Source organism: Psychromonas sp. SP041, assembly GCF_000470315.2.
In the GTDB taxonomy this organism is placed as follows: Bacteria; Pseudomonadota; Gammaproteobacteria; order Enterobacterales; family Psychromonadaceae; genus Psychromonas.
The window spans coordinates 25,537-43,881 of sequence record NZ_CBRF02000030.1 but is presented as its reverse complement, the minus strand read 5'-3'; the positions used below and the strand labels follow the sequence as shown (position 1 = coordinate 43,881).

At 37.3% G+C, this 18,345-nt stretch carries 11 protein-coding genes, 5 tRNA genes and 1 pseudogene; 14 read left to right on the top strand and 3 right to left on the bottom strand.

The features are described from left to right. Nucleotides 1–334 precede the first annotated feature (334 nt). The 13 genes and pseudogenes from SP041_RS15465 (at nt 335) to SP041_RS15405 (ending at nt 10,058) form a co-directional block, all read left to right on the top strand. Nucleotides 335–411: transfer RNA gene (locus tag SP041_RS15465), tRNA-Pro, on the top strand. Between the two features lie 48 nt (nt 412–459). After that, nucleotides 460–536: transfer RNA gene (locus SP041_RS15460), tRNA-Arg, on the top strand. Nucleotides 537–553: 17 nt separating this feature from the next. Further along, nucleotides 554–629: transfer RNA gene (locus SP041_RS15455), tRNA-His, on the top strand. A gap of 47 nt (nt 630–676) precedes the next feature. After that, nucleotides 677–761, top strand: a tRNA-Leu gene (locus SP041_RS15450). 158 nt (nt 762–919) lie between these two features. Beyond that, a tRNA-Pro gene (locus tag SP041_RS15445) sits at nt 920–996 on the top strand. A gap of 469 nt (nt 997–1,465) precedes the next feature. After that, entirely contained in the window at nt 1,466–1,735 is a 270-nt protein-coding gene (locus tag SP041_RS15440; RefSeq protein WP_205961210.1) for a helix-turn-helix transcriptional regulator, read from the top strand. Between the two features lie 419 nt (nt 1,736–2,154). Beyond that, on the top strand, nt 2,155–3,636 hold the full coding sequence (locus SP041_RS15435; RefSeq protein ID WP_025564360.1) for an RCC1 domain-containing protein: 1,482 nt from the start codon (nt 2,155–2,157) through the stop codon (nt 3,634–3,636). Next, complete coding sequence (locus SP041_RS15430) at nt 3,636–4,961, top strand: di-heme oxidoredictase family protein (RefSeq protein ID WP_025564362.1); 1,326 nt, start codon at nt 3,636–3,638, stop codon at nt 4,959–4,961. Before SP041_RS15435 ends, SP041_RS15430 begins: the two co-directional genes overlap by 1 nt. 348 nt (nt 4,962–5,309) lie before the next feature. Continuing rightward, nucleotides 5,310–7,055 carry a class I SAM-dependent methyltransferase gene (locus SP041_RS15425; protein WP_025564364.1) on the top strand — a complete coding sequence of 582 codons (1,746 nt, stop codon included), beginning with the start codon at nt 5,310–5,312 and terminating at the stop codon, nt 7,053–7,055. 228 nt (nt 7,056–7,283) lie between these two features. After that, entirely contained in the window at nt 7,284–8,225 is a 942-nt protein-coding gene (locus SP041_RS15420; RefSeq protein ID WP_025564366.1) for a nuclease-related domain-containing protein, read from the top strand. Nucleotides 8,226–8,277: 52 nt separating this feature from the next. Continuing rightward, a complete protein-coding gene (locus tag SP041_RS15415) occupies nt 8,278–8,754 on the top strand; it encodes a hypothetical protein (protein WP_025564368.1) in 477 nt (158 codons plus the stop codon). Nucleotides 8,755–8,969: 215 nt separating this feature from the next. After that, nucleotides 8,970–9,296, top strand: a pseudogene (locus SP041_RS21225) (nuclease-related domain-containing protein); the annotation flags it as partial. Between the two features lie 144 nt (nt 9,297–9,440). Further along, entirely contained in the window at nt 9,441–10,058 is a 618-nt protein-coding gene (locus tag SP041_RS15405; RefSeq protein WP_025564371.1) for an alpha-ketoglutarate-dependent dioxygenase AlkB, read from the top strand. A gap of 107 nt (nt 10,059–10,165) precedes the next feature. Here the strand turns inward: SP041_RS15405 and arfA are convergent, their stop codons facing one another. Next, nucleotides 10,166–10,387 carry an alternative ribosome rescue factor ArfA gene (gene arfA, locus SP041_RS15400; RefSeq protein WP_025564373.1) on the bottom strand — a complete coding sequence of 74 codons (222 nt, stop codon included), beginning with the start codon at nt 10,385–10,387 and terminating at the stop codon, nt 10,166–10,168. Between the two features lie 228 nt (nt 10,388–10,615). Continuing rightward, entirely contained in the window at nt 10,616–11,980 is a 1,365-nt protein-coding gene (nhaD, locus tag SP041_RS15395; RefSeq protein ID WP_025564375.1) for a sodium:proton antiporter NhaD, read from the bottom strand. 633 nt (nt 11,981–12,613) lie between these two features. Here nhaD and SP041_RS15390 point away from each other — a divergent pair. Then, nucleotides 12,614–14,257, top strand: coding sequence for a cation:proton antiporter (locus tag SP041_RS15390; RefSeq protein ID WP_025564377.1), 1,644 nt, complete (start codon nt 12,614–12,616; stop codon nt 14,255–14,257). A 1,163-nt stretch (nt 14,258–15,420) separates the two neighbouring features. Here SP041_RS15390 and acnA read toward each other — a convergent pair. Beyond that, nucleotides 15,421–18,159, bottom strand: a complete 2,739-nt coding sequence (acnA, locus tag SP041_RS15385) for an aconitate hydratase AcnA (RefSeq protein WP_025564378.1) — start codon at nt 18,157–18,159, stop codon at nt 15,421–15,423. Nucleotides 18,160–18,345: the final 186 nt, after the last annotated feature.

Below are 18,345 nucleotides of genomic sequence, written 5' to 3'. Positions count from 1 at the left end.
TGAATTCACTATATCTGAATTGTAGAACAAATTGTGTACATATTTTGTTTAATATAATAAATATCATTTTATTGAACATAGAAATGCGTATTAAAAACAACAAAGAAGAACAAATAATAACGAGATATGAATTAATATTAATCAATGCGACTAATTATTCAGCAAGCAAAAAAATATATGTAAATAAAGTTTGACGATGTCCACTCAACTCAGTAATATCTCGCCTCGTTGACAGGCATTAAGTGTTTCAACGTTTCGGTAGTTAACAAGCTTTACGGTTATCTTCCTTGGTTTTAGAATATTTTTAAATTATTCTTTAATAACCTAAAATACTCGGTGATTAGCGCAGCTTGGTAGCGCATCTGGTTTGGGACCAGAGGGTCAGAGGTTCGAATCCTCTATCACCGACCACATTTTGAAAACAATGAGTAATCGTTGTAAGATATAAGTCCAGCTTTTGCGCCCTTAGCTCAGCCGGATAGAGCAACGGCCTTCTAAGCCGTAGGCCACAGGTTCGAATCCTGTAGGGCGTACCATTTTTAAAAGTGCAGTGGCGGATGTAGCTCAGTTGGTAGAGCCCCGGATTGTGATTCCGGTTGTCGCGGGTTCAAACCCCGTCATTCGCCCCATTTTTTAAAGATGATAATAGTTAAAAAGAGTAAATGTTTAAGTAGTTGCGGAAGTGGCGGAATTGGTAGACGCGCTAGATTTAGGTTCTAGTATCGTAAGATGTGAGAGTTCAAGTCTCTCTTTCCGCACCATTTAAACAATAATATCAATTAGTTAATTACAATCCCTGACTAATTAGATATTAACAATTTCGGTGATTAGCGCAGCTTGGTAGCGCATCTCCAGTGTTTTGGAAAAGAGTTGGACCAGAGGGTTTGACCCACAATTACAAAATACGTATAAAAATACTCGGTGATTAGCGCAGCTTGGTAGCGCATCTGGTTTGGGACCAGAGGGTCAGAGGTTCGAATCCTCTATCACCGACCACATTAAGAAAACCGCTTCATGTTTAGATACAGAAGCGGTTTTTTTTCGTCTAGATTTTGTTAATAGTTAAAGATAGCTCAGACACTAAGCTGTCGCTTATTCGCTCCATCTATCTCCGACCACATTAAGAAAACCGCTTTATGTTTAAATACAGAAAAGTTTTTTTGGTTAAAAATATTAAAAAAACTTAATTTGACAGTGGCCATTCCCTCTAAATGTATGACTATCTAATTAAACAGCTAAGAATTTATTGCCTACTTTTAGTCTCTAGTCACTTAAGCTGCTTCATAATTCTACTTTGTCAGTAGTACGACGATATCATGTTTGAATTCTTTGGAATAAGATCTTCATGGGGTTAATAAGTATGAGTATTTTTAGTTTAACTCTTTTGCATATTTTGACTTATAACGATATAGTTGGGTGATTAAAGTCACCTTATTTTGTTGATATGAATTTTTTGGTGATTATAGTGAACAATTTTGAGGTTTGTATGAAGTCTTTATCTAAAATTTCAGAAATTATTTTATCTGAAAGAAAGCAGCGAAAATGGAGCCAACAGTTATTAGCTGATTATGCAGGGCTTAATAGAACAACAATTGGTAAAATTGAGCGTGGAGATTACGATGATGTTGGATTAAGAAAGGTTGAGCGGATCCTAAACTTATTCAATAAATCGTTAATGGTCACAGACACAGGTTTACCTACTTTGGACCAATTGAAAGAGACTAATAATGGCTAATATTGATGTCTATATGCGTAACAATAGAGTAGGGAGGTTATAGGAAAAATGTAGTACATCGCTATTCATATAATTTAAAATGAAAAAACTGCATTATCCCTTACTATGCCTATTCGATTCAAAACCTACACATACGATGGGTTATATCCCTATTATTATTGTTGTTAATGTTAACCCTCCAAATAAAATAATGGCATTTCTAATGACATGCGCTTTGTAAATAACTAACAATGTAATGTCATCATATTCTGAGAATTATTTTGATTAATACTCATTTTTAATATTATTTCTTTAAATACAATGATTAAAAGAAATTAAAGTAAACCATAAGTCTTTAATTTGTCATAAAAAACTTGAAATTATTCTTTCTTAAATTAATAATGATATTAATTATCAGTATTATTATCATTTGAGGGTTTATGAAATTTAAACGTAGTTTATTATCAGTTTATGTTGTGGCATTACTTACAGGGTGTGGATCTGATGATTCAGATTCTACTATTATTAACGATGGTATTGCGCCAGAGGTCTCTACCTCTTCACTTGAAGACAACCGAAGTGTAAATTCGTCCACTTTTACCATTAACGGCAGTGTGTCAGACACCGATGAAGTCACTTCTGTCATACTAAAAGTAAACGATCAAGCACTGCCCGTTACTTTCAATGGAGCAGACTTTGACGCTGTTTTTACTTTATCGCCAGGGTTAAATAATTACGAGCTGATAGCAGAAGATGAGTTAGGCAATACAACATCAATTACTAAACAAGTTTATTACGGTAAACAAGTTTCAGCTGGTGGTGCACATTCAGGCGCTATAGTAGACGGACAAATTTGGACTTGGGGAAGGAACAACATTGGTCAAACAGGTGTTGGTTATACGAGTACTCTTAGCGATGAAAACCATCCAACGACACCACAATTATTAGCTGTTTATGATGATGGAGAGTTAGTTACTTTTACTTCATTAGCGTTTAATCAAAATGCATCTATTGCGCTTGATAGCGAAGGTAATGTTTGGGCGTGGGGTGATGGAGACGGTGGTCAATTAGGCTTAGGCGATAACGATGACATTATTTCAGAAGATGACTTCTATACACCTCAAAAAATAAGTTCTTTAAAAGATATTATTTCAATTGCTCGTGGCTATGATCACTCTGTCGCTCTCGATAAAGATGGCAACGTATATACTTTTGGCGAAAACGATAAAGGACAGTTAGGCAATACCTCAAATGAAGACTCAGATTATCCTATACTGGTGACACTAAGTGATATTATCATGATCGCTGCAGGCTCTGACAGCACCTATACAATTGATGTAAATGGTATTTTGTGGGGATGGGGTGAAAATAACGATGGTCAATTAGGCCAAGGAGAGACCAACACTGACGATATAACGAGTCCAATTCAAGTACCTCTACCTGAGGCAATCACTTCAGTTGCAGCAGGCAAAGCACATGTACTGGCACTGGGTGTAAGTGGTAAAGTTTATGGTTGGGGGTTAAACGCAAGTAACCAAGTTGGTAATACAGAAGAAGACACATGGGCTGATGATATCTACGTGCCAACAGAGTTACCATGGGTGACAGAAGCATTCGCTATCTGGGCTAATGGTAACCAAAGCTTTGTAGAGAAAGCAGATGGTTTAATTTATCCATGGGGTTTTAATGGGTTAGGGACACTTGGTTTAGAATCAGATGAAGACCCAATAGCGCCAACCATCGCCATCACAGATCTTGATGGTATCTTAGATATTGGTGCTGGTGCATTGCATACCATTGCATTGCGTAATGATAATGGACTGTTTAGCTGGGGTTGGAGTTTTGAAGGATCATTAGGCATTAACGATCCCATTAACTTTTGGGGTTATTCACTTCCACAAAAAATCGAGCTTAGCGAATAATGAACAAGAAAACTTATTTGTTATTGAGCCTTATGCTGGCAGGTTGTGGTGGCGGAGGTAGTGATAATAGCGCTTCCGAAACAGGGGCTGATACAGTATTTGATCTAGGGCCGGCTGGTGGTGTTGCTACCGTAGAATACAGCGAGAATAATAACTTCTTACAATTCATTCCTGATTTAGATATTTCTGACTATCATGGTGCATCACAAGGGAGAGAACTATTTATCGCAACATGGTCTCCAGCACCAGGAGATCGCGATTTATTAGACGGGTATGGACCACTTGCCATTACAGACTCATGTTCAAATTGCCATGAAGCATCAGCAAGAGCCGAATCACTAAAAAGTGATGGCAGTACTGGCAACGGCATATTATTCAGATTAAGAGACGAAGACGGCAATGAAGACCCATTATTAGGGCCTCAACTTCAAACCTTTTCTGAAGATAACATACCAGAAGGGACTGTTACTTGGTCTGAAGGAAGCAACAAAGAAGTACTATTTCACCTTAATAATAACCAATATTCACTTGCTGACGGTGTCGCTTTAGCACCTCGACTGTCACCTCAACTAGTGGGAATGGGATTGTTAGATCTAGTGTCTGAATCAACTATTCTTGAATACGAAGATATCAATGATAGTGATATGGACGGCATCTCAGGTAGAGCCAATCAACAGAGTGAATGTATCGGTCGTTTTGGTTGGAAAGCCATTCACTGTACGCTTAAAGGACAAGTAGCAGGTGCTTTTCAGCAAGATATGGGGCTCACAACAACACTTAATGCCTTAGAACCTTGTACAGAAAGTCAAAGTGTCTGTGCGCTTTATCCTTCTGGTGGAAAGCCTGAAGTATCAGATAATTCACTTGAAGCCATTAACGATTTCCTGACTATTTTAGCCGTACCCGAAAGGCGTATTGATGATGAGTCAGAGTTCATGGCAGGAAAGGCCTTATTTGAATCGACTGGTTGTGATGCCTGTCATCGAGAAACGCTACAAACAGGAGATATTGAACGTTTTCCTATTTTGAGTAACCAAGTATTTTACCCGTATACTGATTTGTTACTTCACGATATGGGAGAAGATCTCAGTGATGGTGCTAAAGAAGCGGGCGCTGAACCGACTGAATGGCGCACACCTCCATTATGGGGACTCGGCTTGATAGAAGGCGATGGTAAAAGTAGATTCTTACATGATGGACGAGCCTCCGATCTAGACACTGCCATACTCTGGCATGGCGGAGAAGCACAAGCATCCAAAGAAGCATTTGTTGAACTAACAGAAGAACAACGAAATACTTTGCTCGCCTTTTTAAGATCAATTTAACACGCTCTTTATTTACTATTCTCATCAGTTTGAGGAAACTTACTCTATTAAATCAGTTTCCTCAAACTTCATTATATTCGTTTATCCACGCCACGTATCAAAGACTAAATAGAGAGAGTGTGTGAAAGTTAAGGCAATTTTACTAAGCTATTAACGGCTAAGGAAAAACAATAGATATATAAAATAAGAATATAAACTCAAAAACATCAACTTTTCACTTTTAATAAATAACTACTAAGTGTTAATATCATAAATATTAAGTACTTATCGCTTCTATTTAATACATTTCTACCCCTACAATGACACATTGTCTTTCATCTATTTTTTATACCTTAAATAAGGATGGGTATGACGGCTAATTTTTACAATAAAAATGCCAGTAAACTAGCTGAAATGTATCTGTCAAAAACCTTTGAGCAAGTACACGAAAGCTGGCTTAGTTACCTGACGCCTATTTTGAATAAAAAAGAGGCTCGTATTTTAGATATAGGGGCTGGAGCAGGGAGAGATAGTCAATATTTTGCACAGCAAGGTGCTGCTAATAATATCTCTGTCACTGCGATTGAGCCCGCATTAATGTTAGCTGAACTCGGTAAAAAACATACCCAAGGTTTGAACATTAACTGGTTGCAAGATTCACTTCCCGAGCTCACTGCTGTCACACGTAAAGAAATCAGTTTCGACCTCATTCTATTAAGTGCCGTTTGGATGCATATACCAGATGCGCAGCGCACTCGTTCATTACGAAAGCTCGCTAACTTATTAAAGCCCGGTGGGTTATTAGTTATTTCATTACGTCATGGTGAAAGTGGCGATGAACGAAATATGTATGAGGTTTCTAGCGATGCTTTAGTACAAATGTCTACAAAGCTCGGCCTATCTCCATTATTAATCACAGATAAAAAGCCTGATGTGATCGGCAGAGCAGATGTCTCATGGCAAACGGTTGTACTCAAACTACCTGATGATGGTAGCGGAGCATTTCCATTTATTCGTCATGTTGCATTGAACGACGGCAAGTCTGCAACACATAAACTCGCATTAATGCGCGTGTTATTACGTATAGCTGACGGACACCCCGGTGCTGTTATTCGACGTGAAGATAATCGCGTCATATTACCAATGGGCTTAGTGGCATTGTATTGGGCACATCAATATAAAGATTTAATCGATAAACATCATCTGTTTCAAACACCTAACAAAAATAACAACATGGGTTTCATGAAGGAAGATGGTTGGCATAAATTAACACATTTATCATCATCAGATTACCGTATTGGGAACTTGTTCCAAGGCGATCAAGCAATAGCAATGCATAAAATGCTATCTGCAAGCGTCGCTAACATCAAAAACATGCCTTGTAAGTTCATCACTTTTCCTAATAGTGCAGAAAGTGTATTTGAAGTGAGCAGTAAATCAGTGCGCGCTAAAGACAGTTTATTCTTAGACTTAACTACCTTAAAACATTGGGGCGAATTTTCATTACCTGAATACCTATGGATTGCTTTTAGCCGTTATGCCTGTTGGATTGAACCTGTATTAGTTTCCGAATGGACTAAAACCATGGCGGGCTATCAAGGCAATCGACAATATCAAGCACCAGAGCAACAACATAAATTAGTGAACGCATTGAATTGGCTAGAAGCAAAACGAAGTACCACCGAAGTCCGAAACCGTTTTGAAACGCTTAAAAAGCAGAACAATAGCCAACATAACTGTGTTTGGACAAATAAAACCTTAAATAAAAAATACGCGATTGATCATTGCATGCCATTTGCACGTTGGCCTAATAACGACCTATGGAATTTATTACCTAGTGATGTCACTGCGAACGGACAAAAAAGCGATCGTTTACCGACAGAACATAAGATGAAAAATGCGAAAACACGTATTACAGATTGGTGGCAAGATGCTTGGTTAGCAGAGGACTCAATTGATATTAGTAGCCAGATGAATAAAAAACGATTTTTTGCGGAAGCTAATATTGCTCTACCAGATTTGGAATTAAGTAATGATTCAGTCGATGATCTTTTTGACGCTTTATTACTACAAAGAGGGCGATTGAAGGAAATGCAGCAGTTGAGGGAATGGTGATTGGTTTAATTTATATTAAAACAACTAATTTCACTGGAAGTCAAAAATAAAATTCGTATATTAAGGCGTTAGATAAGAACTAGTTCCCACGCTCTGCTTGGTAATGCATAACACTTGATTGCACACAAACTTGATAACTCTGAATTCGTATACAGAGTATAGGAACTTGCAGTTTGGTCATTTTTACGTATGAGATTTAGAAATAATATTACTTGGAAAATTATTAACATGATCCTCAAAGACATCACTTTAAAAAATACAATTTCACCAACTGCTAAAGCAGGACAAGATCAGGAAACTAATGTTGCTTTTTATTTAAGAAGGGCATTTAAAGATCATCCTAGCGTTTTTGTTATTAATGATTTTAAGTTTACGCACAATGATGAAACTGCTCAAATAGATCACTTAATTGTTTATCCTTTTGGTTTTGTTTTAGTGGAGTCTAAAAGTATTACTGGTGAAGTGAAGGTTAATAGCTTCGGAGAATGGGCTCGTAGTTTTAATGGAAAATGGAGTGGTATGGCATCTCCAATCAAACAGGTTGAATTACAACAAAGGTTGCTTCGAGAAATATTGTTTGAAAATAGTCATAAAATATTAACTAAAGTCTTAGGGCTTCAACAATATTTTGGCTTTAGGCGTTGGGATAATATTTGTGTTGTTTCAAGCAATGCAATCATTGAGAGAGAAACTATGCCTAAAGAAGTTTCTCAAAAATTGGTAAAGAGCGAGTTCTTAGTTGAGAAGTTAAATAAGATAATGAAGTTAAAGAACTCAATTGTTCGTTTATTAAATTTTACAGATATGCGTCCTGATTTTAGTAATTCTGAGTTAGTATCTATTACAGATTTTTTGATGTCTCAGGCTCAAATACAGCCAAAAGAGCGTATAGAAAAGGTTCTTGTGGCTGAAGAAAAAATTCCTAATTATAGTGTATCTACTGCAAAAGTTACATCTCGTTTAAAATGTAAAAGGTGTGGTGAAACATCGGATTATTCCGCATTAAGTGGTCGCTATGGTTATTATATAAAATGCAGAAAATGTGAAACAAATACTGCTATGAAAATGCCATGTGGTCATTGCCAAAGCACAAACGCAAAAGTATCAAAATCAGGAGAAACTTATTTTCTGGATTGTGGTGATTGTGAAAGCTCAGAGCGCTTACTATGAGTTCTTGTCTTGGTCGTGATGGAACATTAAGCATTTTTATAGAAGAAAATATATGATCGACCCAGTTTCAATTTTTATTGCTTCATACCTTTCTGTAGTAAGTTCAAACGTACATGAAAAGGTTTTAGATATATACGGAACCGAACTTAAAACTGAGTTTGTTCAATACGAAAATATGAATATTTCATTTCAGCATCAAATGTGGAATATAAAAAATAAGACGATATGTACTTCTTATAATCAAGGAGATCCAAATTACTCTAAGTGTACAATCAAAGCGAAAGCTTTCTTTACTGATATGTGTAAAGAACTGACTAAGAGAAATCATTCAAATTGGAAAATGAAAAAGTTAAAAAAAATGTACTGTAATGCCTCTATTAATTACCAACCTTTCGCTGCTAGTATATCTAACCCTAAGGTTACAACAGAAGAACGTGACAGAGAGAAAAAGTGCAATGTATTGATATTAAAAACAATGGGGAATAAGAATAAAGATCTCATTGCAGAAAAAAAATTAGCGTGTAAGTAAAAGAAATAATTTTATCTATCACACGCATCTCAATTTTTTCGAAGAATATTTTGATGAAAAATACCGAGCTACAAAAAAGGTTTTAAATGGATTTAACGATACAAATTTTTAACGCATTATCTCTGTACTGGTTTATTCTGCCACTTTTCATTTTGCCTGTTGTATTAAAGTCGGCTTGGTTTAAAGGCATGTAAGGCAAATTTTTAGTTAACTTCTTACTAACCAAATTCTTACCAAAAGAGCAATATACGTTAATCAAAAATATTACTTTACCGACTGATGATGGCACAACACAAATTGACCATATTGTGGTGTCTGAGTTTGGCTTGTTTTTGATTGAAACTAAAAATATGAAAGGCTGTATTTTTGGTAGTGCCAAACAAAAGCAGTGGACGCAAAAGATTTTCAAATACACTGGGAAATTTCAAAACCCATTGCATCAGAACTATAAACACACACAAACGTTAGCAAGTTGTTTAACTATTCCTAATGAATTCATTTATTCAGTGGTTGTTTATGAATGTCAGTTGATTCAAAGTTAATCACGATGAGATCTATTATTTTTCTTTGTGTTATTAAGTCTGTGACAAGTTCCAGCCTAACTCAATTTAAATCGATGCGAATACTTTAGCAAATAGTAGAGTAAGGCTCATTCATCATATTTTAACTATACCTTCGGAACACCCATGACATTATCCTTATTTGACGATGAACCACCAATTGACCTGATTAATAGTGATGGTGTGGTTACCTGTTGGCAACAATTATTGCCAGAAGGTGAGGCGACTTCATTATTTGATGAATTGTTAGCTGCATGTATTTGGCGACAGGAGTCGATAACAGTCTACGAACAACGTCATTTACAACCGCGTTTAACCGCTTGGTTTGGAGATTATGGTGTCAGTGCTGACGGTGGTTATCAGAAGTTATACCAAACAGTAGAATTCACCCCACGTTTGTTAGCGTTGAAAACTACAATAGAAACTATGACGGGGTATCGTTTTAATTGTGTATTAGCAAACTTGTATCGAGATGGGCAAGATTCGGTTGGCTACCATGCTGATAATGAAAGGATATTAGGGATAAACCCTGTGATAGCATCATACAGTTTGGGAGAAACTCGTCGCTTTATATTAAAACATAATCAAGACAAGCTACAAAAAGTGACTTGCGAGCTTCAACATAATAGTTTGTTGTTAATGCATGGCGTATTACAGCATCATTGGCAACACTGTATTACTAAAACTCAACGCAGTATTGCACCTAGAATTAATCTCACCTTTAGGCTGATTAAACCACTTTAAAATACGGCTGTAATGTATATGCAGCCTTTATCAAGCTTATGTTCTGCCTTAAGCATTGTAGGTTATGTCTTCTCTTCGATATAAAAAGTGCTATCAGATAATGGCGCTTAAGCCGCTATTTGATAACACTCTTTGCTCGAGTGTTTTACTTTACGGTTAAATGAACCTTTGCCTTTTTTCGCTTTAACGACTCTCATGCAAAAAATCTTGCTTGTCACTAATGCAGCCATTGCTGAATGGTTGATGGTGCCACGCGCTAGGTCAGTTTGTTTTGGTGTTGAATTTAAGGTTGGTGATTGTGCTTTAACCTTTTTGTTGTGCTTCGCCATTTGTTGCCTTCTCCTTTGAAGAGCAGTGAAAGAATACGTTTTACGCTGAGTGGTATAAATTGCAATAGTAAATTAAAAAATATTAACTATTTGCTTCAGTTATTTATTGTCGCTATTTACCTCCTCTATTTATTCATTGCCACTATTTACTTCGATCGTTTATTGTTTTGTTTTTTCTTTTGTCATTAAAGCGACCGATATCGCGAGTGTGATAACGGTCGCTTTAAGTTAATGTCCCGCTATAGCTTGCACTGCTGGTTTTATATAAAGTCCAAGCACTTCGAATTGAATATACCAAACGGCCACGGAAGCAAAATAACCAATGACGATTGTCCATGAGTATTTCATGTGGGCACTAAATGTATAAATACCTTTTAGCTTGCCCATTACGCCAACACCCGCAGCAGAACCGAAAGAGATCATACTACCGCCGACACCTGCGGTTAATGTTACTAACATCCATTGTGCTAATGGAATATCCGGTGATGATTTTAAGACGGCTGACATCACAGGTACGTTATCAACAATCGCTGATAAGAAACCGACACCCATGTTGACGTACATTGGGTCAAATAGGGTATAAAGTTTAGCGGCGTGGTTTAAGAAACCTGCAAAGTGAAGTGCGCCAACCGCTGCTAAGATACCGAAGAAGAATAACAAGGTGTCATTTTCAACTTTTGAAACAGACTTATAAATTTGAATATCATTTTTATGATATTTTTTAAGTGTGTATGCGTAAAGTTGTAATAATGAAAGGCCAAATAACATGCCCCACATTGGCGGTAAATGCATGAGTTGTTTACCTAATACAGCTGATGCAATAGTGAAAACGCCAAGACCAATGATCACTTTACCGCCTTTGTGAATCTTAACGGGTTCCGCTCCTTCGATTTTTTCAGGTGAGCCGTCTGGTACAAATCGAGACAGTAAGAACGCTGTAATGCCCCAACCAATAACAGCTGATGGAAAGAGGAACAAGAAGTCAATGAATGTACCTTTACCTGCTGACCACGCCATTAACGTTGTGATATCTCCAAATGGCGACCAAGCACCACCCGCGTTAGCAGCGACAACAATGTTGATAGCAGCTGGGATAAGGAATGCTTTGTTGGTTTTTTCTATGGTGATTAAGACGGTGGAAAGGATAAGGGCGGTTGTTAAGTTATCTGCGACGGGTGAGATAAAGAAAGCAAGACCGCCAGTTACCCAAAACAGTTTTTTATAGTTAAAACCAGATTTGAGGAGTTTTTCTTTTAATGCATCAAATACGTTTCTTTCAATCAGCGCTTCAATAAAGGTCATGGCAACGAACAAGAAGAAGAATATCTCTGCAATCTCTAATATAAGATGTGCGATTTCAGTATCGAATGCTCTGAAATCCAATCCGTTTACTGCGTAATATCCACCGAGTAACATAAACATAAAGGTACCGGTGAACAGGGCGGGTTTGGCTTTGTTGATATGGTATTTTTCTTCCGCGGCTATAAAGTAATAACCGACAACGAATATGGTTAATAATAGCCAACCAAATGGTCTAACGGCTAAGTCAACGGCATGTATTATACCTTGTGCGCCTTCTATTTTTGTGGTCATTTTATCCCCTTTAAAATTGTATAAGCACTGATCGATTTTTCATTGTTGTTTTAAGCGTTATTTAACGCGTTGTTATGGTGTTTTTGAGAAAAATCGTGCTGGCGTTAATCATCTGAATATTAAAAAGTTTAATCGATTTTTTGTTTAAAACCTTATCTTCGGTCAATATATTGTCTATTTGTATGATTATTTAAATAATCTGCTTATTTACATCGATTTACAACGTGTACAGTGGAAATCCGGTAGAAATAAAAAATGTGAATACATTAAGAAGGCGTTATTTAAGCAATTCGTTATTTAAGCAATTCGTTATTTAAGCAATTCGTTATTTAAGCAATTAGAGTGCCTTAAAAGATGGGTTTAAGACTACATTTTTGTGGTTATCTTTTTATTTATTAAAGCGCATCCTTTTATTTATGGAGGCTTAACGACATAAGTTATTTAATTATTATTCTTAAGTAATTTTAAGTTGTTGTTAATATTGATTATTTATCTTAAAAATATTTAATGCTTTCGGCTTTTTAGTCAATTGTTTTGATTTTATATTTCTAATAAAAGAGTGAGAAAAGAGTTTATGAAATGTGATCTACACTATATATTATTGACAACTAACACTCTTACCTAAGGCCGTTCATGGACTCGATACTTATTATCCTTGCTATTTCATTAGCCATCGCAAGTATTATTAATATTGTGCTTACTAAATTCGCTATTTCACACATCGTGGGTTACATCATCACGGGTACAATCATCAGTAATATTTTCGATTTTAATGGCCATGCGGATCTCTCTTCTCTCGATTTGATAGGGGAGTTTGGTATTGTTTTCTTGATGTTTACTATTGGTTTGGAAATGTCTTTTTCTAAACTGAAAAAACTGCGAAAAATAATTTTTGTGAATGGCTTTGTGCAAGTGGTTGCCAGTTCTGTGATCATCTTTTTAATTGCGTTCTACTTGATTCACTTAGATACGACTTCTGCGATAATTATTGCTTTGGCTTTTAGTTTGTCGTCTACCGCTATAGTGGTGACGTACCTTAAAAAATCTAAAGATATCGTGACGCCCTATGGTGAAAAGTCGGTAGCGATTTTAATCTTCCAAGATTTAGCGGTTATCCCGATCTTATTGTTGATTGGTTTTTTAGCAAAAGAAGGGTTGTCGGTTGGCGATGTCTTATTAAAAACTGCGCTTTACGCCTGTCTAGTGATTGCATTTATGTTCACGTTAGGTAAAAAAATCATTGAATGGTTATTACATTTTTCAAGCAGAGCACGTATGGAGGAGATGTTCCTTGGCTCTGTTTTGACCATCGTTTTAGGTGCGTCGTTATTGGCTCATGAAATGGGATTCACTTATTCTTTAGGTGCCTTTATTGCCGGTATGATCATTGCCGAAAGTCACTTCCATGTAAAAGTTGAGTCGGATATTGCTTCTTATAAAGACCTATTATTAGGGGCCTTTTTCTTTTCTATTGGTACAAAAATAGATGTGTTGTATTTCTTAATGCATCTGCATTTAGTCGCTGGTGTTTTAGTGTCTGCGATGTTGATTAAAGCGATTGTGATTTACTTTTTGATAAGACAAGAATCGAATAAAAGTGATTCGATAAAATCTGCATTAGCACTTTGTCAGGTTGGGGAGTTCTCTTTTGCAATCTTTGCTTTAGCAACCAGTCAAAACCTATTATCAGAGGAGCTAGGCGGTTTCCTTATTTTGGTGACTGTGCTGTCGATGATTATCACTCCTTTTATGGTTAACAATATTTATAAATTGGCTTCTTTGTTTGTTAAAGAGTTCTTTGAGGCGGATAAAATTACGCCTGTTACGGTAGACCATCATACGGTTATTTGTGGCTTCGATACCTTAGGACGAATCGTTGCTAAAGAGTTACAAGGTAAAAATAAAAACTTCTTAATTATCTCGGATAACTTGCAACATGTGTTGATTGCGAGAAAAAGAGGTTATCACGCTTACTTCGGTCATTTAGACAAGCAACCTGTATTGGAGTCACTCAAGATAGAGTTATCGTCTAGTATTATTTTAACGGTGAATTCGATTAGAAATATTAAGATCATTTGTGAGTCTGTATTGAAATATCATCCTCAAGCAAACTTGGTGGTTAAGATTAATACCTTGGATGAGAAAGAGCAGTTAGCCGATCTTGCTATTCACTCGTTTGTACACGCACAGCATGAAACGGCGATGCTATTAGTGCAACATAGTCAGGTGACTAAAGCACTTGCTGAATCGACCGCTGATGTTATTACTGTTCAATAAGGTTTTATTGTGTGGGCGTTTGTCAGGTTGGCCGTTAATGCTTGGTTGATGAACGCTTAGCTTGATTATTAATATTTCGGGTAATTGGCATCCAATTCAATATTTCACTAAACAATGTTTTGAATTGGGGCCAAATGCTTTAGTTTACAGATGTTTTTTGTGTTGATTGTTATGTATGTCTTTGTACTTTACTAGCTAAGGTTAAAGGGTTAACGTTATAGATTTAAAATAATAAACCCAACACCAAAACCCCTGCAGGCTAAAGCCAGCGCCCCGAGGTCAAAACAATAAATCTAATATCAACTTTCTTACAGGCTTAATCTAGCGAGCAGAGGTCAAATGATATTTGTCTCTTGGTATCAAGTTCAACGTGTCACGAGACAATGCTTTGAATTGGGGGCGCATGCTTTAGCTTGCAGATGTTTTTTGTGTTGATTTTTATGTATGTCTTTGTACTTTAATAGCTAAGGTTAAAGGTCATAGATCTAAAAGAACAAACCCAACACCAGAACCTCTGCAGGCTAAAGCCAGCGCCCCGAAGTCAAAACAATAAATCTAATATCAACTTCCTTGCTGGCTTAATCTAGCGAGCTGAGGTCAAATGATATTTGTCTCTTGGTATCAAGTTCAACATGTCACGAAACAATGTTTTGAATTGGGGGCGCATGCTTTAGCTTGCAGATGTTTTGTGTTGATTTTTATGTATGTCTTTGTACTTTAATAGCTAAGGTTAAAGGTCATAGATCTAAAATAACAAACCCAACACCAGAACCCCTGCAGGCTAAAGCCAGCGCCCCGAGGTCAAAACAATAAATCTAATATCAACTTTCTTGCTGGCTTAATCTAGCGAGCTGAGGTCAAATGAGAAAGGTAGAGGTTTAAAAGAATAAACCAAACACCAGGACCCCTGCAGGCTGAAGCCAGCGCCCCTAGGTCAATACAGGAAATCTAATCTCAACTTTGTTACCGGTTTAATCCAGCGGCCCGAGGTCAGACCGAACTCTAAGGTTCTTTATAACTTGGTATCAAGAAAAAAGGACAGACCAATAACATGGGCTGTCCTTTTAATTAGCAATGATTGTGGCAAGTAAGCGATCTTTAACAAATTTTCTCTAACATAAGTCTTAGAAAATCGATCTTATAAGAAGATTAGTCTGAGCACTTTAATTTGTTTTTGCTAGATTACGCAATACATAATGTAATATTCCACCATTTTGGTAATAACTAAACTCGTTCGGCGTATCAATTCTAATTTTGACTTCAAAAGATTGTTTTTTATTATCTTTATCAACCACTGATACAATCACCGTTTTTTGGCCTGCACTTACTGCTGGAATACTAAATTGCTCTTCACCCGTCAGATTCAATGAATCAGCGCTATCGTCAGGCATAAACTGCAGTGGTAATATCCCCATTCCGACTAAATTAGAGCGATGAATTCTCTCGTAACTCTGTGCAATGACAGCTTTAACACCTAATAGTGCAGGCCCTTTAGCTGCCCAGTCACGAGAACTGCCCGTTCCGTATTCTTTACCTGCTAATACAATTGAAGCAATGTTTTGTTTTTTATATTGCATAGCGGCATCGAACACACTCATTTCTTCACCCGATGGCATCATTCGTGTCCAACAACCTTCAGTGCCAGGTGCCAGTAAGTTACGTAAACGAACGTTAGCGAAAGTACCTCGCATCATCACTTCATGATTGCCTCGTCTAGAGCCATAAGAGTTAAAGTCTTTAGGAGAAACACCTTCATTCTGTAAGTACTCAGCAGCTGGGCTATCTAGTGCAATAGAGCCTGCAGGTGATATATGGTCAGTCGTGACACTGTCACCGAGTTTTAATAAACAACGTGCATTGTTGATATCGTTAATTTCTGGAATCTGCGCACTGATACCATCAAAAAACGGTGGTAGTTTGACGTAAGTAGAATCTGGCCAATCATATTTTTGGCTTTGAATGACGTCTAATGCTTGCCAATCTTTATTGCCACTATAAACATCTGAGTAGCGTTTGGTAAACATAGCGCTGTCGATGGACTTTTCAATGAATTGTTTAATTTCTTGATTATTTGGCCAGATATCTTTTAAGTAAACGGGATTACCTGAAGCGTCATTACCTAAAGATTCTGTGGCAATGTCTATTTTCATATTACCTGCCAATGCATAAGCAACAACAAGAGGCGGTGACGCTAAGTAGTTGGCTTGTACTTCTGGATGTATACGTCCTTCAAAGTTACGATTACCTGATAATACCGATGTGACCGATAAATCTCCTTGATGGATTGCTTGGCTGATTTCTTTTGGTAAAGGACCAGAGTTACCAATACAGGTGGTACAACCGTATCCGACTAATTGAAAACCAAGGGCATCTAAGTCTTCGTTTAATCCAGATTTAAGTAAATAATCAGTAACGACTTGTGAACCGGGTGCAAAACTGGTTTTAACCCAAGGTTTAACGTCTAACCCGCGTTGTCTTGCATTTCTCGCCAATAACCCTGCGGCGATTAACACTGATGGGTTCGATGTATTAGTACAACTGGTAATGGCGGCAATCACCACTGAACCATGTTTGAGTACAAAGTCTTTACCGTCGTATTGGCAAGGGACACCGGAATCTCCATTATCCGCGGGTAATAACGTCGAAGATTGGCCTCCTTCACTTTCAAAACTATTTTTATCTTGACTATAATTTATCTGTTTAACGTTACTTTGCAAATCTAACCAGTCTCGGTAAGCTTTGCCTGCTGTATCTAATGAGATTCTATCTTGTGGTCGTTTTGGTCCTGCGATAGAAGGCACTACATTTTCTAGCTGCAATGATAATCGACTATGATAGACCGCATTCTGTTGCGACTCTGTTCCCCACATATCCATTGCTTTTAAATAGATTTTAATACGGTCGATATGTTTTTCATCGCGTCCTGTTAATTGTAAGTAGTCAATGGTTTGATGATCAATAGGGAAAATACCACAAGTTGCACCATACTCAGGGGCCATATTAGCAATGGTTGCTCTATCTGCTAAAGTGAGTTCATTAACGCCTGCGCCAAAGAATTCTACAAACTTCCCAACGACACCTGCTGCACGTAATTGTTCTGTCACGGTCAAGACTAAATCGGTCGCGGTTGTACCCGCGGGTAACTGGCCTTTTAATTCGAAACCTACAATTTCAGGTAATAACATGGTGACTGGTTGGCCTAACATCGCGGCTTCTGCTTCTATGCCGCCAACTCCCCAACCTAATACACCTAATCCATTTATCATGGTGGTATGTGAATCAGTCCCGACTAAAGTATCTGGATATAATAAGTTATCTTGCTCAGGTTTGTTAAAGACAACTCTTGCTAAGTATTCCAAGTTTACTTGATGGACGATACCGCGTCCTGGTGGTACGACTTTAAAGTTATCAAAGCTTTGTTGTCCCCAACGTAGGAATTGATAACGTTCATTATTACGTTGAAACTCAATGGCTGTATTTTGTTGCATGGCATCTGCCTGTCCAAAGACATCTACCATGACAGAGTGGTCAATAACCAGTTCGACTGGATTTAAAGGGTTTATTTTATCAGCTTGCCCACCCATTTTAACGATAGCATCACGCATTGCTGCTAAATCAACCACGGCAGGGACGCCTGTGAAATCTTGTAAAATAACGCGAGAGGGGACAAAGGCGATTTCGGTATCTTGCCAATTATCTACATCCCATTTTGCGAGGGTATCGATATCTTGTTGTTGGACGAAATCACTATCGGCATGACGTAATAAATTTTCTAATAGGATTTTTGCGGCGAAGGGTAAACGAGAAAGGTCATATTTATCTGCTAACCCCTCAAAACTGTAGTAGTGGCAAGTTTCGCCATTAATTTCAATTTGTTGTAAGCATTGTGTCGACTTGTTCATTAGAAGTTCTCCATTAATAAATTGATGAATAACGCTAAGTTCAGTCAGTCTACATTAACATATTAGGCTAGAAATTTAAGGGGAAGTCATAAAACTATCTAATTAATTTAAAGGGTAAAAACCAAAATGGTAATGAGAAAGTACGAAATGTACTTTGGAAACTAACGCCACAAGTTAATGCTATAA

Bases quoted from the DNA above. Each gene is read 5' to 3' on its own strand.
- nhaD (WP_025564375.1), bottom strand. From the start codon at position 11,980: ATGACCACAAAAATAGAAGGCGCACAAGGTATAATACATGCCGTTGAC.
- SP041_RS15415 (WP_025564368.1), top strand. From the start codon at position 8,278: ATGATCGACCCAGTTTCAATTTTTATTGCTTCATACCTTTCTGTAGTA.
- SP041_RS15390 (WP_025564377.1), top strand. From the start codon at position 12,614: ATGGACTCGATACTTATTATCCTTGCTATTTCATTAGCCATCGCAAGT.
- SP041_RS15420 (WP_025564366.1), top strand. From the start codon at position 7,284: ATGATCCTCAAAGACATCACTTTAAAAAATACAATTTCACCAACTGCT.
- SP041_RS15430 (WP_025564362.1), top strand. From the start codon at position 3,636: ATGAACAAGAAAACTTATTTGTTATTGAGCCTTATGCTGGCAGGTTGT.
- SP041_RS15405 (WP_025564371.1), top strand. From the start codon at position 9,441: ATGACATTATCCTTATTTGACGATGAACCACCAATTGACCTGATTAAT.
- arfA (WP_025564373.1), bottom strand. From the start codon at position 10,387: ATGGCGAAGCACAACAAAAAGGTTAAAGCACAATCACCAACCTTAAAT.
- SP041_RS15425 (WP_025564364.1), top strand. From the start codon at position 5,310: ATGACGGCTAATTTTTACAATAAAAATGCCAGTAAACTAGCTGAAATG.
- SP041_RS15435 (WP_025564360.1), top strand. From the start codon at position 2,155: ATGAAATTTAAACGTAGTTTATTATCAGTTTATGTTGTGGCATTACTT.
- acnA (WP_025564378.1), bottom strand. From the start codon at position 18,159: ATGAACAAGTCGACACAATGCTTACAACAAATTGAAATTAATGGCGAA.